The organism is uncultured Bradyrhizobium sp. (genome assembly GCF_947648125.1).
Taxonomy (GTDB): Bacteria; Pseudomonadota; Alphaproteobacteria; order Rhizobiales; family Xanthobacteraceae; genus Bradyrhizobium.
This window is the reverse complement of record NZ_CANSMR010000018.1, coordinates 59,672-81,417: the sequence shown is the minus strand read 5'-3', so window position 1 is coordinate 81,417 and position 21,746 is coordinate 59,672. Positions and strand designations below refer to the sequence as shown.

Here is a 21,746-nt window from a genome sequence, read left to right as displayed (position 1 = left end):
CACCAGCGCCGTCTCCCTACGCGCGAACCGAAAAAATCACCAGGACTGCCCCATGTCTCGCCAAGACGCGAATGCTGCTTTTGCTCTCTCATCATTCCTGCAGGGCACCAACGCCGCCTACATCGACGATCTCTATGCCCGCTACGAGCAGGATCCGTCGTCGGTCGACGCAGAATGGCAGGATTTCTTCAAAAGCCTGAAGGACGCCCCGGCCGACGTCCAGAAGAACGCCGAGGGTGCCTCGTGGGGCCGCGCCAACTGGCCGGTGACGCCGCGTGACGATCTGACCTCGGCGCTCGACGGCAATTGGGCCCAGGTCGAGAAGGCGGTCGGCACCAAGCTCGCCGCCAAGGCGCAGGCCAAGGGCGCCGAGCTGTCCGACGCCGACGTACATCAGGCCACTCGCGATTCGGTTCGCGCGCTGATGCTGATCCGCGCCTACCGCATGCGCGGTCATTTTCACGCCAAGCTCGATCCGCTTGGCATCGAGGCGCCGCGCGACCGTGAGGAGCTCGATCCGCGGTCCTACGGCTTCAGCGAGGCCGACTTCGACCGCAAGATCTTCCTCGACCATGTGCTCGGCCTCGAATACGGCACGCTGCGCGAGATCGTCCAGATCTGCGAGCGCACCTACTGCCAGACGCTCGGCGTCGAGTTCATGCACATCTCCAATGCCGCGCAGAAGGCGTGGATCCAGGAGCGCATCGAAGGTCCGGACAAGGAGATCAGCTTCACGCCCGAGGGACGCCGCGCAATCCTCAACAAGCTGATCGAGGCCGACGGCTTCGAGAAGTTCTGCGACACCAAGTTCACCGGCACCAAGCGCTTCGGCCTCGACGGCGGCGAATCGCTGATCCCGGCGCTCGAGCAGATCATCAAGCGCGGCGGCAATCTCGGCGTGAAGGAGATCGTCTTCGGCATGCCGCATCGCGGCCGCCTCAACGTGCTGACCCAGGTGATGGGCAAGTCGCACCGCGCGCTGTTCCATGAGTTCAAGGGCGGCTCGGCCAATCCCGACGATGTCGAGGGCTCCGGTGACGTCAAGTATCACCTCGGCGCGTCCTCGGACCGCGAGTTCGACGGCAACAACATCCATCTGTCGCTGACCGCCAACCCGTCGCATCTCGAGATCGTCGATCCCGTCGTGATGGGCAAGGTGCGCGCCAAGCAGGACCAGCACGGCGATCCCCCGGATATGCGGATTTCGGTGCTGCCGCTGCTGATGCACGGCGACGCGGCGTTCGCAGGCCAGGGCGTGGTGGCGGAATGCTTCAGCCTGTCCGACCTGAAGGGCTACCGCACCGGCGGCTCGCTGCACTTCATCGTCAACAACCAGATCGGCTTCACCACCTATCCGCGCTACTCGCGTTCGTCGCCCTATCCGTCCGACGTGGCGAAGATGATCGATGCGCCGATCTTCCACGTCAATGGCGACGATCCGGAGGCCGTGGTGTTCGCGGCCAAGGTCGCGATCGAATTCCGGCAGAAATTCCACAAGCCGGTCGTGATCGACATGTTCTGCTACCGTCGCCACGGCCATAACGAGGGCGACGAGCCGGCGTTCACCCAGCCGGTGATGTACAAGCGGATCGCCTCGCATCCGTCGACGCTGGAGATCTACGCCAAGCGGCTGGTCGCCGACGGCGTGCTGACCGAGGGCGAGGTCGAGAAGGCCAAGGCCGATTGGCGCGCACGGCTCGATGCCGAGCTCGAAGCCGGCTCGGGCTACAAGCCGAACAAGGCCGACTGGCTCGACGGCAAATGGGCCGGCTTCAAGTCGGCCGATCAGGAAGAAGACGCGCGCCGCGGCGTCACCGGTGTCGATGTCGCCGTGCTCAAGGAGATCGGCCGCAAGATCACCAAGGTGCCGGACGGCTTCCGCGCCCACCGGACCATTCAGCGCTTCCTCGACAATCGCGCCAAGGCCATCGACACCGGCGTCGGCATCGACTGGGCGACCGGCGAGGCGCTGGCGTTCTGCACGCTGCTGCAGGAGGGCCATCATGTCCGCCTGTCCGGCCAGGATTCCGAGCGCGGCACCTTCTCGCAGCGTCATTCGGTCCTGATCGATCAGGAGGACGAGAGCCGCTACACGCCGTTCAACCATCTCGGCGGCGAGGACACCGGTCATTACGAGGTCATCAACTCGCTGCTGTCGGAAGAGGCGGTGCTCGGCTTCGAGTACGGCTACTCGCTGGCCGAGCCGAATGCGCTGGCGCTCTGGGAAGCCCAGTTCGGCGACTTCGCCAATGGTGCGCAGGTGGTGTTCGACCAGTTCATCTCCTCGGGCGAACGCAAATGGCTGCGCATGTCGGGCCTCGTCTGCCTGCTGCCGCATGGCTACGAGGGGCAGGGGCCGGAGCACTCCTCCGCGCGCCTCGAGCGTTATTTGCAGATGTGCGCCGAGGACAACATGCAGGTGGTCAATCCGACCACGCCGGCAAACTACTTCCACGTGCTGCGGCGCCAGCTGCATCGCGAGATCCGCAAGCCGCTGATCCTGATGACGCCGAAGTCGCTGCTGCGTCACAAGCGCGCCGTGTCGCGGCTCGACGAGCTCGGCAAGAACGCCACCTTCCACCGCATCCTGTACGATGACGCGCAGATGCTGCCGGACGAGAAGATCAAGCTGGTGCCCGACGACAAGATCCGTCGCGTCGTGCTGTGCTCCGGCAAGGTCTACTACGACCTGTACGAGGAGCGCGAGAAGCGCGGCATCGACGACATCTATCTGATGCGCATCGAGCAGCTGTATCCGGTGCCGCTGAAGGCGCTGGTGCAGGAGCTCACCCGCTTCAAGGGTGCCGAGGTGGTCTGGTGCCAGGAAGAGCCCCGCAACATGGGCTCCTGGCACTTCATCGAGCCCTATCTGGAATGGGTGCTGAACCAGTCCCACGCCGCCAACAAGCGTCCGCGCTATGCCGGCCGTCCGGCATCGGCGGCGACCGCCACCGGTTTGATGTCGAAACATCTGGCGCAGCTCAAGGCGCTGCTCGACGACGCACTGAACTAACGGCTTTCACTGAAGCCATGCCCCGCCTTGTGCGCAATTGCGCACTGGAGCGGGGCATCCGGTATCCCGCGTCATCCAGCCTCACCGCTGTCGTCACGGAGTACCGGGTCGTTCGCTTTGGCGGACGGTGGCGGACAAGGTTTGCGACTGCCAAATTTGCGACCGCAAGGTTATCGAGGAAAAGATCATGACTGAAATTCGCGTTCCAACGCTCGGCGAATCCGTGACTGAGGCCACGATCGGCCGCTGGTTCAAGAAGGCCGGTGAGGCCGTCGCGGTGGATGAGCCGTTGGTGGAGCTGGAGACCGACAAGGTCACCATCGAGGTGCCCGCGCCGGTCGCCGGCACGCTGGGCGAGATCATCGCCAAGGATGGCGAGACCGTCGCCGTCGGCGCGCTGCTCGGTCAGATCAATGACGGCGCTGCCCCGGCCAAGCCGGCTGCGGCCGCCGCACCGGCCAAGGCAGCGGCCGCCGCGCCTGCCGCCGCCCCTGCCGCGCCGAGGGTCCCGCCGGCGGACGCGCCGCTCGCGCCTTCGGTGCGCAAGCTGTCGGCCGAAAGCGGCGTCGACGCCTCCACCGTTCCGGGCTCGGGCAAGGACGGCCGCGTGACCAAGGGCGACATGCTGGCCGCGATCGAGAAGGCCGCCTCGGCGCCGACCCCGGTCAACCAGCCGGCCGCCGCCGTGCAGGTTCGTGCGCCGTCGCCGGCGGACGATGCCGCGCGCGAGGAGCGCGTGAAGATGACCCGGCTGCGCCAGACCATCGCGCGCCGCCTCAAGGACGTGCAGAACACCGCCGCGATGCTGACAACCTTCAACGAGGTCGACATGACCGAGGTGATGAAGCTGCGCGCCCTTTACAAGGATACGTTCGAGAAGAAGCACGGCTCGAAGCTCGGCTTCATGGGCTTCTTCACCAAGGCGGTGGTGCAGGGGCTGAAGGACATTCCGGCTGTCAACGCCGAGATCGACGGCTCCGACCTGATCTACAAGAACTACTACCACATCGGCGTTGCGGTCGGCACCGACCGCGGCTTGGTGGTGCCTGTGGTGCGCGACTGCGACCACAAGTCGATCGCCGAAATCGAGAAGTCGATCGCCGATTACGGCCGCCGCGCCCGCGACGGCCAGCTCAAGATCGACGAGATGCAGGGCGGCACCTTCACCATCACCAATGGCGGCATCTACGGCTCGCTGATGTCGACCCCGATCCTCAACGCGCCGCAGTCCGGCATCCTCGGCATGCACAAGATCCAGGAGCGGCCGATGGTGGTCGGCGGCAAGATCGAGGTGCGCCCGATGATGTATCTGGCGCTGTCCTACGATCACCGCGTCATCGACGGCAAGGAAGCGGTCACCTTCCTGGTGCGCGTCAAGGAGAGCCTGGAAGATCCGGCCCGGCTTGTGCTGGATCTCTGAGGTCATGTCGCGCGCGGCGCCCGATCGGTTCGGGCGTCGCGTTTCGTTGGGTGCTCACCTTTGGGGATCAATGTGACGGACAAGGTCGTTGTCATCACCGGCGGCAGCCGCGGCATCGGCCGCGCTACCGCGCTCGCTGCTGCGGCGCGCGGCTATCGCGTGGTGGTCGGGTATGTGTCAAACCAGGCTGCGGCCATCGAAGTTGTCGCGGCGATCGAGGCGAAGAACGGCAAGGCGATCGCGGTGAAGTGCGACGTCGGCAGCGAGCAGGACATCCTGGCGCTGTTCAAGGCGGCAGATAGCTTCGGAACGCTCGGCGCGCTCGTCAACAATGCCGGCATCGTCGGCAAGAGCGGCGTGCGCGTCGACGAGATGTCGGCCGAACGCATCCAGCAGATGATGGCGGTCAACGTCACCGGCAGCATCCTGTGCGCGCGCGAGGCGGTGAAGCGGATGTCGACCAAGCACGGCGGCCAGGGCGGCGTCATCGTCAACCTCTCCTCGGTCGCGGCAAAGCTCGGCGCGCCTAACACCTATGTCGACTATGCCGCCTCGAAGGGGGCGATCGATTCCTTCACGATCGGCCTCGGCTACGAAGTCGCAGCTGAAGGCATCCGCGTCGCCGGCATCCGGCCAGGGCTGATCGATACCGACATCCACGCCGCGGGCGGCGAGCCCGATCGCGCCCATCGGCTGGCCCATCTGGTGCCGATGAAGCGCGTAGGCACCGCGGACGAGATCGCCAACGCCATCGTCTGGCTGATCTCGGACGAAGCCTCCTACGTCACCAGCGCGATCCTCGACGTGTCGGGCGGTCGCTAGAACACGATCAGCGGGAGCGGTCTTCCGACAAGATCGCGCGCCCGCCTAACTGTCACCGAGTTTAGCTACAGGACCTCAATCATGGCTTCTTACGATCTCGTCGTCATCGGCACTGGCCCCGGCGGTTACGTCTGCGCGATCCGCGCGGCGCAGCTCGGCATGAAGGTTGCCGTCGTCGAGAAGAACGCGACGCTGGGCGGCACCTGCCTCAATGTCGGCTGCATGCCGTCGAAGGCGCTGCTGCACGCCTCCGAGATGTTCGAGGAAGCCGCGCACTCCTTCGCCAAGATGGGCGTCAGCGTCTCCGCGCCGAAGCTCGATTTGCCCGCGATGATGAACTTCAAGCAGCAAGGCATCGACGGCAACGTCAAGGGCGTCGAGTTCCTGATGAAGAAGAACAAGATCGACGTGCTCAAGGGCACCGGCAAGATCATCAGTGCCGGCAAGGTCGAGGTCTCCGGCGACGGCAAGTCCGAGACCGTCGAGACCAAGAATATCGTGATCGCCACCGGCTCCGACATCGCGCGGCTGAAGGGCATCGACATCGACGAGAAGCGCATCGTGTCGTCGACCGGCGCGCTGTCACTCGAGAAAGTGCCCTCAAGCCTCCTGATCGTCGGCGCCGGCGTGATCGGGCTCGAGCTCGGTTCGGTCTGGCATCGTCTCGGTGCCAAGGTCACCGTGGTGGAATTCCTCGACCGCATCCTGCCCGGCATGGACGGCGAAGTGGCGAAGCAATTCCAGCGCCTCCTGGAAAAGCAGGGTTTTGCCTTCAAGCTGGGCGCCAAGGTCACCGCGGTCGACACCTCGGGCAAGACGCTCCAGGCCAAGGTCGAGCCGGCCGCGGGCGGTGCTGCGGAGACCATCGAGGCCGACGTTGTGCTCGTGTGCATCGGCCGCGTGCCCTACACCGAGGGCCTCGGGCTGAAGGAAGCCGGCGTTGCGCTCGATAATCGCGGCCGCGTCGAGATCGACGCGCACTTCTCGACCAATGTGAAAGGCATCTACGCGATCGGCGACGTCGTGGCCGGGCCGATGCTGGCGCACAAGGCGGAAGACGAGGGCGTTGCCTGCGCGGAGATCATCGCGGGCCAGGCTGGCCATGTGAACTACGACGTCATTCCAGGTGTTGTGTATACCACGCCGGAAGTGTCGTCGGTCGGCAAGACCGAGGAAGATCTCAAGCAAGCCGGCGTCGCTTATACCGTCGGCAAATTCCCGTTCACCGCGAACGGCCGCTCCAAGGTCAACCAGACCACCGACGGCTTCGTCAAGGTTCTCGCAGATGCGAAGACCGATCGGGTGCTCGGCGTGCACATTGTCGGCCGGGAAGCCGGCGAAATGATCCACGAAGCCTGCGTCCTGATGGAATTCGGCGGTTCGGCGGAGGATCTCGCGCGCACCTGCCACGCCCATCCGACCCGCTCCGAAGCCATCAAGGAAGCCGCGCTTGCGGTGGGCAAGCGCACCATCCATATGTGATCGAACGTCCGGCGCAAGCCGGGTAGAGATCATAGTGATGTTGCGCCGTCTGCTTCAGCCGTTCTGGGTCCTGCTTGCGATCATCTTCCTGATCGAGGCTTGGCTATGGGATCACGTCGAGCCGATCGTGGCCCGGGTGGTCGCATGGATCCCGCTGCACGCGCTCAAGCAATGGCTAGCCGACCGGGTCGATGCGCTGTCGCCGGCGATGACGCTGATCGTTTTCGTCGTGCCGCTGATCCCGCTGTTTCCGCTCAAACTGGTCGGTCTCTGGCTGTTGGCGAACCAATACTGGTTCAGCGCGGTTTCGCTGATCCTGTTCGCCAAGATCGTCGGCGTCGGCGTCACGGCGTTCCTGTTCGACGTGACACGGTCGAAATTGCTGGAGATGCCCTGGTTCGAGGCGCTCTATAATTTCGTGATGGCACTGCGCGCCAAGGCCACCGAGCTGGTCGAGCCGGTCAAGCGGCGCATCCTCGAGATGATCAGTGGCGACGGTGACGGCTGGACCGCGCGCACGCTGCGCCTGATCGCGCGCTTCCGCAAAAGCGTCCACCAGACCAGCAAGGTTCTCTAAGCAACGCATCCTGAGAGGATGTCTATACCTAGTCCACCGCTGTCATCGCCCGGCTCGACCGGGCGATCCAGTACGCCGCAGCCTCTCGGCTCAAGCACTGCGGTCTCTGGAATACTGGATCACCCGCATGCGCGCATGCGGGTGATGACACTGAGCAAGCTGAGCAATCACCCCGTCATCCCCGCGCAACGGCTCCGCCGTTGTCGCTGGAGACGCGCTACGCGCTCTTCAGGATGACGGCGCCGGAGCTGTGCATCTCAATGCAGATGCAGCAGATGCGGCTGGAACAGGCCGAGCAAGGTCATCACGACGCCGGCGAGCGTCACCAGGCCGGACACCCAGGCCAGCGCGGCGATGCCGGTGATGATGGTCGCGGACGCCAGCACGATGGCGATCTGGAAGGCGGCGGAGGCAAGCTCGAAGTGATGATATTTCGCGGTGGCCTCGTCGCGCTCGTGCTCGGCGTGCTTGGCGCGTTCGGAGAGTTGCTCTGAACCTTCGCCGGTCTCCGGCTCCGAGCGGTAGCGTGCCGCGGTCTTCTGCCAGTCGTCGATCTGCTTCTGCAGCGCGGCCTTGGCCGCCTCGTCGGTGGTGGTCGCGAGGTTCAGCTTGCCCTGCTCGGCTGCGGTCTGCACCGCGGTGCGGCGGATGCTCTTGGCCTGGAAGAAGGCCCAGAGGTTGGAGGCTTCGACGTTCTTGCTGATCGATTCGGTCTGGGCGCCCTTGCCGAGCGTTTCCGACAGCGCTAGGCAGAGCGCGATCACGGCGATCAGGAGGGCGATCTTCCTGTTCTCGCCCGACGCATGTTCGGCATGCTCCGCCTGCTCCATACTTTCATGTGCGCTCATGATTCCCCCTCCGGATGAGACCGCGCCACGATTGCTGAATGCGGCGCACAAGGCAAGTGCCGAGCGATTTGTGGCAGCCGTATGAATATGAACGGCGCAAGATGAACGGCGCATTGTGCCGGCCCCGCGCCTTACTTTGAACTCAGGTCCGCGCGCTCAGCCGCGCGGGTGCGCGGAGCGATAGACTTCGAGCAGGCGCTCGCTGTCGATGCCGGTGTAGATCTGCGTGGTCGACAGCGATGCGTGGCCGAGCAATTCCTGGATCGCACGCAAATCGCCGCCGCGGCTGAGCAGATGCGTGGCGAAGGAGTGCCGCAACGCATGCGGCGTGGCGCTGTCGGGCAGGCCGAGCGCGCCGCGCAGCCGCTCCATGGTGAGCTGGATGATGCGCGGGCTGAGCGGGCCACCGCGCGCACCGACGAACATCGGCCCAGTCGGGCTCAGCTGATGCGGACAGATTGCCGCATAGTCCGCGATCAATTGCAGCACGTTGTGCAGCACCGGCACCATGCGGGTCTTGTTGCCCTTGCCGGTGACGACAAGCACGTCGCCTTCGCCCGGCTTCGGCACGTCACGGCGCTTCAGCCCCAGCGCCTCGGAGATGCGCAGACCCGAACCATAGAGCAGCGCCATCACGGCGGCGTCACGTACCAGAACCCAGGTCTCGCGGGTTTCGCCGGCGCGCTCGTCGGCATCGGCAAAGCGTTTCGCCGCTTCCATATGGATCGGCTTCGGCAGGCTCTTCGCCACCTTGGGGGCGCGGATCGCCGACAGCGCGCCGACCTTGCCCTTGCCTTCGCGTTCCAGGAAGCGTCCGAACGAGCGCAGGCCCGCCAGCGCCCGCATCAGCGATCGCCCACCGATTTCGTCGGCGCGGCGCATCGCCATGAAGGCGCGGACGTCACTGGCCTCGAGCGCGGAGAATTGCGAAAGCGTCACGCGCGCGCCCCAGTGCTCGGCCAGGAAGGCCAGGCATTGACGCACATCGCGGGCGTAGGCTTCGAGCGTTTTCGGCGACAGCCGCCGTTCGGCGCGCAGATGCGACAGCCAGCGCGTCATCTCCTGCGTGACTGACATGTCGGCGCAGTCGAGCTCGAGCGGTTGCATGGGCTGGTCGGTCCGGGCCATGTCTTGAGCGGTCATGTCTTGAACGGGCAAGTCCTTAAGGGCTATTGGCGCTGCTAATCTCCTGATTATATCGCACTGCCTTCGTTTACCGTTCGCTAAGACCGCGCAGCGGTGCTAGCCCGGTTCAAAGCTCTGATTCCATGGACCACACCACGCGCTCCAGCCCAGCCCCTGCATCGACGACACGCGTCGTCGACGTGCTGGTGCCCGTCGCGCTGAACCAGACCTATTCCTACCGCGTGCCGCGCGGCATGGAGCTTATGCCCGGCGATGTGATCTGTGTTCCGCTCGGGCCGCGCGAGGTCGTAGCCGTTGTGTGGGCCGAGAATGCCAAGCCCGATCCACGGCTGCACAACCGGCTCAAGGACGTCAGCGAGAAGCTCGATGTTCCGCCGCTCAGAGCGGAGCTGCGCCAACTCGTCGACTGGGTCTCCACTTACACTTTGTCGGCCCGCGGCATGGTGCTGCGGATGACGCTGCGGATGGGCGAGAACCTCGGGCCGGAGCGGACGCGGCTCGGGGTCCGGTTGGTCGGCGAGCCGCCGCGGCGCCTGACACCGGCGCGTCGGCGGCTGATCGAGGTACTGTCGGATGGCCTGTTGCACAGCAAGTCAGAGGCGGCGCGGGAGGCCGGCGTCAGCTCGGGCGTTGTCGATGGCCTGGTCGATGAGGGCACGCTGACGGTCGAGGCGATGCCGCCGCCCGCACCGCCACCGATTCCTGATCCTGCCTTTGCACAGCCGGATTTCTCGCGCGAGCAGCGCAGTGCGGTCGATGTGATGCGGACGCTGGCGGCGAGCGGCAGCTTTCACGTCGCATTGCTCGACGGCGTCACCGGTTCCGGCAAGACCGAGGTCTATTTCGAGGCGATCGCCGAGAATATCCGCCGCGGCAAGCAGACCCTGATCCTGATGCCGGAAATCGCGCTGACCGGCCAGTTCCTCGACCGCTTCGCGCAGCGCTTCGGCGTGCGGCCGCTGGAATGGCATTCGGAGCTCACGCCGCGCACGCGGGCGCGAAACTGGGCCGCGATCTCCGAGGGCAAGGCGCCGGTCGTGGTCGGCGCCCGCTCGGCGCTGTTCCTGCCCTATGCCGACCTCGGCCTGATCATCGTCGATGAGGAGCACGACCAGGCCTACAAGCAGGATGACGGCGCGCATTATCACGCCCGCGACATGGCGGTGGTCCGCGCCCATATCGCAAAAATCCCGATCGTGCTGGCGTCGGCGACGCCCTCGGTCGAGAGCGAGGTCAATGCGCGCAAGGGGCGCTACCAGCGCGTCGCGCTGCCGTCGCGGTTCGGCGGCCAGCACATGCCGCATATCGAGGCGATCGACATGCGCCGCGCGCCGCCGCCGCGTGGCCGCTTCATTTCGCCTGTTCTGGCCGAGCAAATTCGTCATGCGATCGAGCGCCGCGAGCAGGCGCTGCTGTTCTTGAACCGTCGCGGCTATGCGCCGCTGACGCTCTGCCGCGCCTGCGGCCATCGCTTTGCCTGCACGATCTGCGACGCATGGCTGGTCGATCATCGCTTCCGTCAGCGGCTGGTTTGCCATCACTGCGGCTTCTCGATGCCGCGCCCGAACATCTGCCCGCATTGCGCGGCCGAGGAATCGCTGGTCGCCGTCGGCCCCGGCGTTGAGCGCCTGCAGGAGGAGGCCGCCAGCATTTTTCCCGAGGCCCGAACCATGGTGCTGTCGAGCGACCTCATCACCTCGATCGAGACCATGCGCAGCGAGCTCAACGAGATCGCCGAGGGCCGCGTCGACATCATCATCGGCACCCAGCTGGTGGCCAAGGGGCACAACTTCCCGCGGCTCAACCTGGTCGGCGTCATCGATGCCGATCTCGGCTTGAGCAACGGCGACCCGCGCGCCGCCGAGCGGACATTCCAGTTGCTGAACCAGGTGGTCGGCCGTGCCGGCCGCGAGCAGGGCCGTGGCGTCGGCTATCTGCAGACCCACCAGCCGGAACATCCGGTCATCAAGGCCCTGATCGCGAACGACCGCGAGGCGTTCTACGCCAGCGAGATCGATATCCGCGAGCGCACCGGCTATCCGCCATTCGGCCGGCTGGCGAGCCTGATCGTTTCCGCCGGCGACCGTCCGACAGCGGAGGGGTTTGCCCGCAAGCTCGCCGCGGTGGCGCCGCTCGATGAGCGAATCCAGGTGCTCGGCCCCGCCGAGGCGCCGCTTGCCGTCATCAAGGGCCGCTACCGCTTCCGCCTGCTGGTGAAGTCGCTGCGCAATGTCGACCTGTCGCAATATCTGCGCGAATGGCTCGAGGTCGGTCCGAAGACCAAGGGCAATCTGAAGCTCGAGGTCGATGTCGATCCGCAGAGCTTCCTGTAGGCGAGCGCCAAAGAAAAAGCCTGCCGTCATTTGCGACGGCAGGCCCTTTGGCGCGAGGCAGGCCTCGCGGCCGATACGCAACGCAACGCTTACTGAAGCGCTTAAGAGACGACCTCGGCGGTGACGCGGCCGACGCCGGCACCGGTCAGGCCGATGGCGCGGGCTGCGCCGGTCGAGAGGTCGAGCACACGGCCGCGGATGAACGGGCCACGATCGTTGATGGTGACGACGACGCTGCGGCCGCCATGGGTGACGCGGAGCTTGGTGCCGAACGGCAGCGAGCGATGGGCGGCGGTCAGGGCATTCTGGTTGAAGCGCTGGCCGGAAGCGGTGCGGCTGCCCGACTCATTGCCGTAGAAGGAGGCCATCCCCGAGAACGTGTGGCCGCCGGACGGCTGGATCGATGCATTGGCGTCGCGCCAGGACGAACCTTCGGCGCGGGCGTGGTGATGATGGTGATGACGCTGATGATGGTGCCTGGACTTCGCGGACGCCTCCGTCACGCTGCCCCCGACCAGAATAGTTGCGGCTACAAACGCAAGCGCCGTACGCGAGCGGGTTATATTGCCCGCCGCCTTCTTGATATTCAGCATTGATAAGACCCTCAGACAGTATTGCCACTAACGCGGCAAGTGGAACCCCCGTCCCTTCGTTGACCAAAGCCGTTTGGTTTCGCAATGAGGCACGAATTGGGCAGTAAATCCTGATTGTCTCGGGCTGAAATATCTTGTTACCGCTTTAGGGTATTCAATCGAGGTTCTGTAATCTTGGCCTTTAACGAATTGTTAACCAATAATATACTCACGAATACTGATTAATGGGCGAGCGGTAAGTTTTCCGTAAGTAATCGCCAAATGAAACGATGGCGCGTCTCGGGTTCCTTGCACGCTCGGCCATGGGCCCATGCAAAATTCGATGGAACAAATCCGCGGCGACGCGAATCGGGGGTCTCGCGCTGAATTTCCGCGCGCCGAATTTTTCCGATTCGACCACTGGCCGCGGTCGCCAAAAAACCGCATGCGACAAGGCGGCTCGCACGATGCCGTCATGTTGCACCTGCGCGATTGCTATGTTAGCAAAGCCGCGATTTTAACGGTCCCGGCACGTCCTGTGCCGGTCGAAAATCGAAGTCCCGCTTGAATTCCAAGGGCTTGGATCGCTAGGCGCTGCTTTGGTGGCGACGGTTTTTCCCTTGCGAATTTGACAGCAAAAAAGAGCGAGCTCGTGGCTGCTGAAGATCCGTCCGTTTCGGGAGTGTCCGGTCGTTACGCAACGGCCCTGTTCGAGTTGGCGCGCGACGAGCAATCCGTCGATCAAGTCCGGGCCGACCTCGACAAATTCGAGGCCATGCTCAACGAGAGCGCTGATCTCAAGCGCCTCGTCCGCAGCCCGGTGTTTGCCGCGGACGCCCAGCTGAAGGCGCTGACCGCGGTGCTCGACAAGGCCGGCATCGCCGGCACGTCGGCAAAATTCCTCAAGGTGCTCACCGCCAATCGCCGGCTGTTTGCCGTGGCCGATGTGATCCGCGCCTATCGCGCGCTGGTGGCGAAGTTCAAGGGCGAGGCGACTGCGGAAGTCACCGTCGCCGAGCAGCTCAGTGACAAGAATCTCGACGGGCTGAAGGCCGCACTGAAATCAGTGACGGGCAAGGACGTCGCGCTCAACGTGAAGGTCGATCCCTCCATTATTGGTGGCCTGGTTGTCAAGCTCGGCAGCCGCATGGTGGATAGTTCGCTTCGCACCAAACTCAATTCGATCAAGAACGCGATGAAAGAGGCAGGCTGATGGACATCCGCGCCGCAGAAATTTCTGCGATCCTCAAGGACCAGATCAAGAATTTCGGCCAGGAAGCCGAAGTCACCGAAGTTGGCCAGGTGCTGTCGGTCGGTGACGGTATCGCTCGCGTCTACGGTCTCGACAACGTTCAGGCCGGTGAAATGGTCGAGTTCGAGAACGGCACGCGCGGCATGGCGCTCAACCTCGAAACCGACAACGTCGGTATCGTGATTTTCGGCGCCGACCGTGAGATCAAGGAAGGCCAGACCGTCAAGCGCACCCGCGCGATCGTGGACGCGCCCGTCGGCAAGGGCCTGCTCGGCCGCGTCGTCGACGCGCTCGGCAATCCGATCGACGGCAAGGGCCCGATCCAGGCCACCGAACGCAAGCGCGTCGACGTCAAGGCGCCCGGCATCATTCCGCGCAAGTCGGTGAACGAGCCGATGGCGACCGGCCTGAAGGCGATCGATGCGCTGATTCCGATCGGCCGCGGCCAGCGCGAGCTGATCATCGGCGACCGTCAGACCGGCAAGACCGCGATCGCGCTCGACACCATCCTGAACCAGAAGCCGCTGAACGCCCAGCCGGACGAGAGCCAGAAGCTGTACTGCGTCTACGTCGCGGTCGGCCAGAAGCGCTCCACGGTTGCGCAGTTCGTGAAGGTGCTCGAAGAGCAGGGTGCGCTGGAATACTCGATCGTCGTCGCGGCCACCGCGTCCGATCCGGCGCCGATGCAGTACATCGCGCCGTTCACCGGCTGCACGATGGGCGAATACTTCCGCGACAACGGCATGCACGCCGTGATCATCTATGACGATCTGTCCAAGCAGGCCGTCGCCTACCGCCAGATGTCGCTGCTGCTGCGCCGCCCGCCGGGCCGCGAAGCCTACCCGGGCGACGTGTTCTATCTGCACTCCCGCCTGCTCGAGCGCGCCGCCAAGCTCGGCAAGGACCATGGTTTGGGTTCGCTCACGGCGCTGCCGGTCATCGAAACCCAGGCCAACGACGTGTCGGCCTACATCCCGACCAACGTGATCTCGATCACCGACGGTCAGATCTTCCTGGAAACCGATCTGTTCTTCCAGGGCATCCGTCCCGCGGTGAACGTCGGTCTGTCGGTGTCGCGCGTCGGTTCGTCGGCGCAGACCAAGGCCACCAAGAAGGTCGCCGGCAAGATCAAGGGCGAGCTCGCGCAGTACCGCGAAATGGCGGCGTTCGCGCAGTTCGGCTCCGATCTCGACGCCTCGACGCAGCGTTTGCTCAACCGCGGCTCGCGCCTGACCGAGCTCTTGAAGCAGCCGCAGTTCTCGCCGCTGAAGATGGAAGAACAGGTCTGCGTGATCTGGGCCGGCACCAACGGCTATCTCGATGCGCTTCCGCTCAACAAGGTGAAGGCTTTCGAGGATGGCTTGTTGTCGCTGCTGCGCGGCAAGCACGTCGAAATCCTCAACGCGATTCGCGACAGCCGCGACCTCTCCGACGACAGTGCTGCCAAGCTGAAGTCGGCGGTCGACGGCTTCGCCAAGACGTTTGCATAACGAATGGGGCGTCGCCCGGCTCGCAGCCGGGCGTGACGAACGGAGGCTTGCGATCTGACCATTGTGGTCGGATCGCCGGGGTGAACGAAGAATGGCGTCACTAAAAGACATGCGGGTCCGCATCGCCTCGACCAAGGCGACGCAGAAGATCACCAAGGCCATGCAGATGGTCGCAGCCTCGAAGCTGCGCCGCGCGCAGAACGCTGCCGAAGCGGCGCGGCCCTATGCCACCAAGATGGATGCGGTGATTTCCAACATCGCCGCCGCAGCCAACGGCTCGCCCGGCGCGCCGGCGCTGCTCGCAGGCACCGGCAACGACCAGGTGCACCTGCTTCTGGTCTGCACCGGCGAGCGCGGCCTGTCCGGCGCTTTCAACTCCGCCATCGTGCGTCTGGCGCGCGAGCGGGCGAACGCGCTGCTCGCGCAGGGCAAGGAAGTCAAATTCTTCTGCGTCGGCCGCAAGGGCTACGAGCAGCTGCGGCGGACGTTCGAGAAGCGGATCGTCGAGCACCTCGACCTGCGTTCGGTGCGGCAGATCGGCTTCGTCAACGCCGAGGACATCGCCAACAAGGTGCTGGCGCGGTTCGAGGCCGGCGAGTTCGATGTCTGCACACTGTTCTATTCGCGCTTCCAGTCGGTGATCGCGCAGATTCCGACCGCGCAGCAGATCATTCCGCTCGAGGTGGCTGCACCCGCGGCCGGTGCGGCTCCCGCGACCTCGTACGAATACGAGCCGGAAGAGGACCAGATTCTCGGCAGCCTGCTGCCGCGCAACCTCGCGGTACAGATCTTCCGCGCGCTGCTGGAGAACAACGCCTCGTTCTACGGCGCGCAGATGAGCGCGATGGACAGCGCGACGCGCAACGCCGGCGAGATGATCCGCAAGCAAACCCTGATTTACAACCGAACCCGTCAGGCCCAGATCACGAAGGAGCTGATCGAGATCATCTCCGGCGCTGAGGCGGTCTAAGGCAGATTTTCGAAGGAGAACAGTTCATGGCTACAGCAGCCAATCAGATCGGTCGCGTTACCCAGGTCACGGGCGCCGTGGTCGACGTGCAGTTCGAAGGCCACCTTCCGGCGATTCTGAATGCGCTCGAGACCAAGAACGGCGGCAACCGCCTGGTGCTCGAAGTCGCGCAGCATCTCGGTGAATCGACCGTCCGCACCATCGCGATGGATATCACCGAAGGTCTGGTGCGCGGTCAGGAAGTGACCGACACCGGCGAGCCGATCCGGGTGCCGGTCGGCGAAGGCACGCTCGGCCGCATCATCAACGTCATCGGCGAGCCGATCGACGAAGCCGGCCCGATCAAGTCCGAAGGCCTGCGCGCCATCCACCAGGAAGCGCCGTCCTACACCGACCAGTCGACCGAAGCGGAAATCCTCGTCACCGGCATCAAGGTCGTCGACCTTCTTGCTCCATACGCGAAGGGCGGCAAGATTGGCCTGTTCGGCGGCGCCGGCGTCGGCAAGACCGTGCTGATTCAGGAACTGATCAACAACGTCGCGAAGGCGCACGGTGGTTACTCCGTGTTCGCCGGCGTCGGCGAGCGGACCCGTGAAGGCAACGACCTCTATCACGAGTTCATCGAATCGAAGGTCAACGCCGATCCGCACAATCCGGATCCGAGCGTGAAGTCGAAGTGCGCGCTGGTGTTCGGCCAGATGAACGAACCGCCGGGCGCCCGCGCCCGCGTCGGTCTGACCGGTCTGACGGTCGCCGAGCACTTCCGCGATCAGGGCCAGGACGTGCTGTTCTTCGTCGACAACATCTTCCGCTTCACCCAGGCGGGTTCGGAAGTGTCGGCGCTGCTCGGCCGTATTCCTTCGGCGGTGGGTTATCAGCCGACGCTCGCGACCGACATGGGCGCGCTGCAGGAGCGCATCACCACCACCCAGAAGGGCTCGATCACCTCGGTGCAGGCGATCTACGTGCCGGCCGACGACTTGACCGACCCGGCGCCCGCCACCTCGTTCGCCCACTTGGACGCCACCACGGTGCTGTCGCGCGCGATCTCGGAAAAGGGCATCTATCCGGCGGTGGACCCGCTTGACTCGACCTCGCGCATGCTGTCGGCGCTGGTCGTCGGTGAAGAGCACTACAACACCGCGCGTCTCGTCCAGCAGATCCTCCAGCGCTACAAGTCGCTGCAGGACATCATCGCCATTCTCGGCATGGACGAACTGTCGGAAGAGGACAAGCTGACGGTCGCCCGCGCCCGCAAGGTCGAGCGCTTCCTGTCGCAGCCGTTCCACGTCGCCGAAATCTTCACCGGCTCGCCGGGTAAGTTCGTCGACCTCGCCGACACCATCAAGGGTTTCCGCGATCTCTGCCAGGGCAAGTACGACCATCTGCCGGAAGCGGCGTTCTACATGGTCGGCACGATCGAAGAAGCCGTCGAGAAGGGCAAGAAGCTCGCCGCCGAGGCGGCCTAAGCTTCAGGATGTCGTCATCGCCGGACTTGATCCGGCGATCCATCGAACGAGAAGTGTTTTGACTGATGGACCCGCGGGTCGAGCCCGCGGGTGACAGCGCAAAGAACGGAAAGACCATGGCCACCTTCCACTTCGATCTCGTCTCTCCCGAAAAGCTCGCCTTCTCCGGTGAGGTCGATCAGGTTGACGTCCCCGGTGTGGAGGGTGATTTCGGTGTACTCGCGGGACATGCTCCGGTCGTCGCCACGGTTCGCCCGGGCATCCTGACGATCACGACCACAGGCAAGCGCGAGAAGGTGATCGTGCTCGGCGGCCTCGCCGAGGTGTCGGACAAGGGCCTCACCGTGCTCGCCGACGTCGCGACCACGATTGCCGAGCTCGATCGTGCGAAGTTCGCCGAGACCATCAAGGAGATGGAAGAGAAGCTCGCCGAGAAGGAAGGCTCCGAGCTCGATCACGCGATCGAGCGGCTTGACCACTTCAAGAGCATCCAGCACGAGCTCAACACGACGGCTATGCACTGAGGCGCGATTGCTGACCAGCGATCGCGCCCTAGCGTCGAGTGAGCCGGCTCCCTCGTGAAATCGCTCACACTTTTCCAGTCATCGTCTGCCAAGACTTGAAGCATTCAACGCTCGCCGTACCGCGGCGGGCGTTGAATGCTTGTTGCGCCCGGAAGCGTCTGGCGGCATTCTGCCCGGCATATTTGGGTTCCGGGGCTGGTCCTCATGAAGCGCAAGATCGCAGCGATGTTTGCGGCTGATGTTCATGTGGCATGGTCCGCTCCACGCGATGTCTGCGCCGATCGCGACAGCCATTGCCAATGCGATCGGTCCACGGTCGGTCCGAACCAGGCGGCAACCCGGAACATGTGAAGCAGCTAACAGCAGGCATCGGGCACACATGACAAGCTGCGGCGCGATGACGAATTGACTCGATTGCATCGCGATTTCATCCCCCGACGTCACGGACAAGAAACTGTGCTGACTTTCTCCACCGATGCTCTTCGCCCGCAGGACCGCTTTGAGCACTGGTGCGACGTACGCGGCAAAAACCTGTTCGGGGTTACTATCGAGCTCGATCGCGACAGACGGCCCGATTTCCACGGACGTTTTTCCGCGACGCCGGTCGGCGGCGCCGTGCTGGCGGAAATGTCGGCGTCGTCCTACCGCGTCAGCCGGACGTCATCCGACATCGGACGTGTTCCGAGCAACAGCCTGCATCTCGGCTGGCAGGTGCGCGGCCCCGGCCACATGAATATCGGTCGCGATCGCATCCAATGGGTAGGCAACGGAGATATGGTGTTCGGCCATTCCAATCTTCCGTTTGCGTCGACGCCCGATCGGACCGACGGCTTTCGCTTCTTCAGCCTCAAGATTCCCGTCACCGACGAGCTCGTGCTCGGTGCGCGGATCGAGGACGTGCCGCTGGTCGCGCTGGCGCGTGATGCGAGCCTGACCCGGCTTGTCGGCGCCATGTTCCGCTCCATGACGCGCGATCCGCCGCAAGCCGGGCGGTTCGCCGGCGAGGTCACGCATATGGTGCGCCTGGCGCTGCTTGCGCGCGGACGCTTGCGGCCGCGCCAGGATGAGATCCGTGCCGCGCTGCATGCGGGCTACCTCCATGCCGCACGAGAAATCCTGCTGCGCGATCTGCATCGCGCCTCGCTCACGCCGGCCGCGGTCGCCACCGAGCTCGGCATTTCACTCCGGCAATTGCACGCGCTGTTCGAGCCGACCGGCCTGTCGTTCGCGCGAACGCTGACGGCGACGAGGTTGAAGGAAGCGAGGCGGCTTCTCTCCTTGATGAAGGAACGCGGCATCGACGAGATCGCGTTCTCGTGCGGCTTCGACAGTATCGCGACCTTCTATCGCGTGTTCCGCGCGACCTACGGCATGACGCCGGGTGATGCGCGGCGCCTTCCGCCGCACGATCAGCCGACGAATTCCGCGAACCGGATCGCGACCGCGCGATAAACCTCGCGGCGGAACGGCACCACCAGATCGGCGACGCGATCGAGACGCTCCCAGCGCCATTTGTCGAACTCGGCGGGCTGGCCGTTGCGCGGCGTCAATGGATCGATCTGCTCGTCGCGTCCGGTAAAGCGCAGCGCGAACCATTTCTGTCGCTGGCCGCGGAATTTGGCCAGCCGATGCGATGCCGGCCCGTCATAGGCCGGGAATTCGTAGGTCATCCAGTCGGTCTCGCCGAGATAGTCGGCGTTGACCGCTCCAGTTTCTTCCCACAATTCGCGCATCACGGCCTGGCGCGGGTCCTCGCCGTCGTCGATGCCGCCTTGCGGCATCTGCCATTCGAGGCCGGGCAGCACGATCTCCGGACCGTCGTCCTTGATCCGGTGGCCGATCAGCACGCGTCCGTCGCCGTTGAACAGCGCGATGCCCACATTGGGGCGATAGGGCTTATCTGATGACATCTCGACCGGTGCGCCGCGCGTTGATCTGGCCGATCATCCGGCCAATTACTTGGCCGCCAGACCGGCGAATTCCTTCACGACGCGCTCATAGACCGGACGCTTGAACGGCACAATCAGCTCCGGCAGATTCTTCATCGGCTCCCAGCGCCAGGTGACGAACTCGGCCTTGTGGCCGCCGCCGGGGTGGGCGACGTTGATCTCGTTCTCGTCGCCGGTGAAGCGCAGCGCGAACCACTTCTGCCGCTGGCCGCGATAGCGGCCCTTCCAGGCGCGGCCGGCGACGGTGCGCGGGATATCATAGATCAGCCACTCCGAGACCTCGCCGAGCTTCTCCACCGACTTGACGCTGGTCTCTTCATAGAGCTCGCGCCGCGCGGCCTGGAACGTATCCTCGCCGGGATCGACGCCGCCTTGCGGCATCTGCCAGACATGCGCGTCATCGACATGCTCGATGCCGCCGGCGCGGCGTCCGATGAAGACTAGCCCGGCCGTATTGAGCAGCATGATGCCGACGCAGGTTCGATAGGGCAGGTCCTCATAACGTGCCATGCTGCCGCTACCTCGCACAGTTCCTGGCGCCACCCGACCCGGCCCCCCGGCAAGATCTTAGGTTGCACCAACAGATTGATCTTCTAGCCCGATTTTGATTTCAGCATCGCCGTTGTCAATGGCACAAGCATGATGCCCTTGGAGTCCAGTGTCTTGAGCCAGGCGCCGAGCCGCTCGATCGAGACCGGCAGCGCCGAGGCGACGCCCACGGCCGTGCCGCGTTCCTTGGCGATCGTTTCCAGCTTGACCAGCGCGCGGTCGATTTCCGCCGATGTCGGCACCACGTCGATGGCGAAATCGGCCTTGGCGAACGGCAACGATTGGCCGGCCGAGAGGCTCTGCGCGACGCTGCGCGGGGTGGAACCGTCGTCGAAAAAGCTCAGGCCGCGCTTGGCCGCTTCGCGCACGATGGGCTGCATCACAGGATCGGTCGCGACGAACCGGGCTCCCATGAAATTGGCGATCCCGGCATAGCCCTGCAGGCGGCTGAGGTGCCAATAGAGACGGTCGAGGTTCTGCTCGCTGCTCAATGTGGTCAGCAGGGTCTGCGGGCCCGGATCGTTGTCGGGATAGTCGAACGGCTCCATCGGGATCTGCAGCAGGATCTCGTGGCGCTGCGCCCTCGCGCGTTCCGCGAGCTTGCCAGGGTCGGCGCCATACGGCGTGAAGGCCAGCGTCACGGCCGGCGGCAGCTTCATGATGGCGTCAGTGGTCTTGGCGGCGCCGACGCCGAGGCCTGAGACCACGATGGCGACCACGGGCATCCGGGCCGCCTTGGCGCGGTCGGCTTCGGCCGCATAGACCGTGAACGGCTTCAGGCCGTCGGCGACCACCGGGATCATGCCGTAGCGCGACTTTTCCAGCAGGCGCGGGTCGATCCCGGTCATCGCGAGCGGCGGCGCGTCGGCATCCATCGTCTTTTCGGCTGGATCGCCGGCGCCGATCACGACGTCCTGGCGCTTGCCGCTGGAGCCGTCGATGATGGTGACAGTCTTGGCGTCGTTCTTGGCGTCGCTGGCTGCGGCCGGCGCCTTGGCGGCGGATTTGACCGCCGGTTCGGCCGCCTGCCCGGACGCGGCGTGCTTATCGTCGGCGGCTGCGGGCGGGGGATTGCGGAGCGTGATGCGGGCAATCGGCTCGCCGCCGAGCGGATTGTCGTTGAACAGAGCGACGCCGGCGAAACCGACGAGCACGAGGCCCAGCAGCACGGCGAGCGCCTGCATCGCCGTGAACGGCAGCCGGAAACGGCGCGTCCTGCCCACGGTGCTCTGCCCAAGCGGCGTGCTCAGTTCGTCGGCCGCTTCTGCCATGACCCTCCCCGAATCAACAGCGCGAACGATAGCACGATGCGGTGCATTCCCGCGCGCCG

Annotated in this window: 18 protein-coding genes; 12 read left to right on the top strand and 6 right to left on the bottom strand. The window is 64.8% G+C overall.

Annotated elements, in window-relative coordinates; all coding sequences use genetic code 11:
- The first annotated feature begins 52 nt into the window (after positions 1–52).
- From Q0030_RS27355 to Q0030_RS27335, 5 genes are all read left to right on the top strand, one after another.
- On the top strand, positions 53–3,013 hold the full coding sequence (locus tag Q0030_RS27355; RefSeq protein WP_298374098.1) for a 2-oxoglutarate dehydrogenase E1 component: 2,961 nt from the start codon (positions 53–55) through the stop codon (positions 3,011–3,013).
- Between the two features lie 187 nt (positions 3,014–3,200).
- Positions 3,201–4,433, top strand: a complete 1,233-nt coding sequence (gene odhB, locus Q0030_RS27350; RefSeq protein WP_298374095.1) for a 2-oxoglutarate dehydrogenase complex dihydrolipoyllysine-residue succinyltransferase — start codon at positions 3,201–3,203, stop codon at positions 4,431–4,433.
- 72 nt (positions 4,434–4,505) lie between these two features.
- Positions 4,506–5,255 carry an SDR family oxidoreductase gene (locus Q0030_RS27345; protein ID WP_298374092.1) on the top strand — a complete coding sequence of 250 codons (750 nt, stop codon included), beginning with the start codon at positions 4,506–4,508 and terminating at the stop codon, positions 5,253–5,255.
- 81 nt (positions 5,256–5,336) lie between these two features.
- Positions 5,337–6,737 carry a dihydrolipoyl dehydrogenase gene (gene lpdA, locus Q0030_RS27340; protein WP_298374089.1) on the top strand — a complete coding sequence of 467 codons (1,401 nt, stop codon included), beginning with the start codon at positions 5,337–5,339 and terminating at the stop codon, positions 6,735–6,737.
- 37 nt (positions 6,738–6,774) lie between these two features.
- Positions 6,775–7,314, top strand: coding sequence for a hypothetical protein (locus Q0030_RS27335; protein ID WP_298374087.1), 540 nt, complete (start codon positions 6,775–6,777; stop codon positions 7,312–7,314).
- Between the two features lie 257 nt (positions 7,315–7,571).
- Here the strand turns inward: Q0030_RS27335 and Q0030_RS27330 are convergent, their stop codons facing one another.
- Both Q0030_RS27330 and Q0030_RS27325 read right to left on the bottom strand, forming a co-directional pair.
- Complete coding sequence (locus Q0030_RS27330) at positions 7,572–8,162, bottom strand: DUF4337 domain-containing protein (RefSeq protein WP_298374084.1); 591 nt, start codon at positions 8,160–8,162, stop codon at positions 7,572–7,574.
- Positions 8,163–8,318: 156 nt separating this feature from the next.
- Positions 8,319–9,290, bottom strand: coding sequence for a tyrosine recombinase XerC (locus tag Q0030_RS27325; RefSeq protein WP_298374294.1), 972 nt, complete (start codon positions 9,288–9,290; stop codon positions 8,319–8,321).
- 140 nt (positions 9,291–9,430) lie between these two features.
- On the opposite strand from Q0030_RS27325, the gene Q0030_RS27320 reads away from it, so the two are divergent.
- Positions 9,431–11,641: a primosomal protein N' gene (locus Q0030_RS27320; RefSeq protein WP_298374081.1), complete on the top strand. Its 2,211-nt coding sequence runs from the start codon at positions 9,431–9,433 to the stop codon at positions 11,639–11,641.
- 101 nt (positions 11,642–11,742) lie between these two features.
- Here the strand turns inward: Q0030_RS27320 and Q0030_RS27315 are convergent, their stop codons facing one another.
- Entirely contained in the window at positions 11,743–12,234 is a 492-nt protein-coding gene (locus tag Q0030_RS27315) for a septal ring lytic transglycosylase RlpA family protein (RefSeq protein ID WP_298374079.1), read from the bottom strand.
- A 631-nt stretch (positions 12,235–12,865) separates the two neighbouring features.
- Here Q0030_RS27315 and Q0030_RS27310 point away from each other — a divergent pair.
- The 6 genes from Q0030_RS27310 (at position 12,866) to Q0030_RS27285 (ending at position 19,370) form a co-directional block, all read left to right on the top strand.
- Complete coding sequence (locus tag Q0030_RS27310) at positions 12,866–13,426, top strand: F0F1 ATP synthase subunit delta (protein ID WP_050400899.1); 561 nt, start codon at positions 12,866–12,868, stop codon at positions 13,424–13,426.
- Positions 13,426–14,955: a F0F1 ATP synthase subunit alpha gene (atpA, locus tag Q0030_RS27305; RefSeq protein ID WP_298374076.1), complete on the top strand. Its 1,530-nt coding sequence runs from the start codon at positions 13,426–13,428 to the stop codon at positions 14,953–14,955. The genes Q0030_RS27310 and atpA overlap by 1 nt, the downstream gene beginning before the upstream one ends.
- 91 nt (positions 14,956–15,046) lie before the next feature.
- Entirely contained in the window at positions 15,047–15,925 is an 879-nt protein-coding gene (locus Q0030_RS27300; protein ID WP_298374073.1) for a F0F1 ATP synthase subunit gamma, read from the top strand.
- A gap of 26 nt (positions 15,926–15,951) precedes the next feature.
- A complete protein-coding gene (gene atpD, locus Q0030_RS27295) occupies positions 15,952–17,394 on the top strand; it encodes a F0F1 ATP synthase subunit beta (protein ID WP_163150765.1) in 1,443 nt (480 codons plus the stop codon).
- 116 nt (positions 17,395–17,510) lie between these two features.
- On the top strand, positions 17,511–17,918 hold the full coding sequence (locus tag Q0030_RS27290; protein WP_298374069.1) for a F0F1 ATP synthase subunit epsilon: 408 nt from the start codon (positions 17,511–17,513) through the stop codon (positions 17,916–17,918).
- Between the two features lie 456 nt (positions 17,919–18,374).
- Complete coding sequence (locus tag Q0030_RS27285; protein ID WP_298374066.1) at positions 18,375–19,370, top strand: AraC family transcriptional regulator; 996 nt, start codon at positions 18,375–18,377, stop codon at positions 19,368–19,370.
- On the opposite strand, the gene Q0030_RS27280 is transcribed toward Q0030_RS27285, so the two are convergent.
- From Q0030_RS27280 to Q0030_RS27270, 3 genes are all read right to left on the bottom strand, one after another.
- Positions 19,328–19,828: an RNA pyrophosphohydrolase gene (locus Q0030_RS27280; protein WP_298374064.1), complete on the bottom strand. Its 501-nt coding sequence runs from the start codon at positions 19,826–19,828 to the stop codon at positions 19,328–19,330. The two genes, Q0030_RS27285 and Q0030_RS27280, sit on opposite strands and share 43 nt — an antisense overlap.
- Before the next feature lie 45 nt (positions 19,829–19,873).
- Positions 19,874–20,377: an RNA pyrophosphohydrolase gene (locus Q0030_RS27275; protein ID WP_298374062.1), complete on the bottom strand. Its 504-nt coding sequence runs from the start codon at positions 20,375–20,377 to the stop codon at positions 19,874–19,876.
- A gap of 83 nt (positions 20,378–20,460) precedes the next feature.
- Complete coding sequence (locus Q0030_RS27270; RefSeq protein WP_298374059.1) at positions 20,461–21,687, bottom strand: divergent polysaccharide deacetylase family protein; 1,227 nt, start codon at positions 21,685–21,687, stop codon at positions 20,461–20,463.
- Positions 21,688–21,746: the final 59 nt, after the last annotated feature.

Excerpts from the sequence above, each read along its gene's own strand:
- Q0030_RS27355 (WP_298374098.1), top strand. The coding sequence starts at position 53 with ATGTCTCGCCAAGACGCGAATGCTGCTTTTGCTCTCTCATCATTCCTG.
- odhB (WP_298374095.1), top strand. The coding sequence starts at position 3,201 with ATGACTGAAATTCGCGTTCCAACGCTCGGCGAATCCGTGACTGAGGCC.
- lpdA (WP_298374089.1), top strand. The coding sequence starts at position 5,337 with ATGGCTTCTTACGATCTCGTCGTCATCGGCACTGGCCCCGGCGGTTAC.
- Q0030_RS27335 (WP_298374087.1), top strand. The coding sequence starts at position 6,775 with ATGTTGCGCCGTCTGCTTCAGCCGTTCTGGGTCCTGCTTGCGATCATC.
- Q0030_RS27330 (WP_298374084.1), bottom strand. The coding sequence starts at position 8,162 with ATGAGCGCACATGAAAGTATGGAGCAGGCGGAGCATGCCGAACATGCG.
- Q0030_RS27325 (WP_298374294.1), bottom strand. The coding sequence starts at position 9,290 with ATGGCCCGGACCGACCAGCCCATGCAACCGCTCGAGCTCGACTGCGCC.
- Q0030_RS27320 (WP_298374081.1), top strand. The coding sequence starts at position 9,431 with ATGGACCACACCACGCGCTCCAGCCCAGCCCCTGCATCGACGACACGC.
- Q0030_RS27315 (WP_298374079.1), bottom strand. The coding sequence starts at position 12,234 with ATGCTGAATATCAAGAAGGCGGCGGGCAATATAACCCGCTCGCGTACG.
- atpA (WP_298374076.1), top strand. The coding sequence starts at position 13,426 with ATGGACATCCGCGCCGCAGAAATTTCTGCGATCCTCAAGGACCAGATC.
- Q0030_RS27300 (WP_298374073.1), top strand. The coding sequence starts at position 15,047 with ATGGCGTCACTAAAAGACATGCGGGTCCGCATCGCCTCGACCAAGGCG.
- atpD (WP_163150765.1), top strand. The coding sequence starts at position 15,952 with ATGGCTACAGCAGCCAATCAGATCGGTCGCGTTACCCAGGTCACGGGC.
- Q0030_RS27290 (WP_298374069.1), top strand. The coding sequence starts at position 17,511 with ATGGCCACCTTCCACTTCGATCTCGTCTCTCCCGAAAAGCTCGCCTTC.
- Q0030_RS27280 (WP_298374064.1), bottom strand. The coding sequence starts at position 19,828 with ATGTCATCAGATAAGCCCTATCGCCCCAATGTGGGCATCGCGCTGTTC.
- Q0030_RS27275 (WP_298374062.1), bottom strand. The coding sequence starts at position 20,377 with ATGGCACGTTATGAGGACCTGCCCTATCGAACCTGCGTCGGCATCATG.
- Q0030_RS27270 (WP_298374059.1), bottom strand. The coding sequence starts at position 21,687 with ATGGCAGAAGCGGCCGACGAACTGAGCACGCCGCTTGGGCAGAGCACC.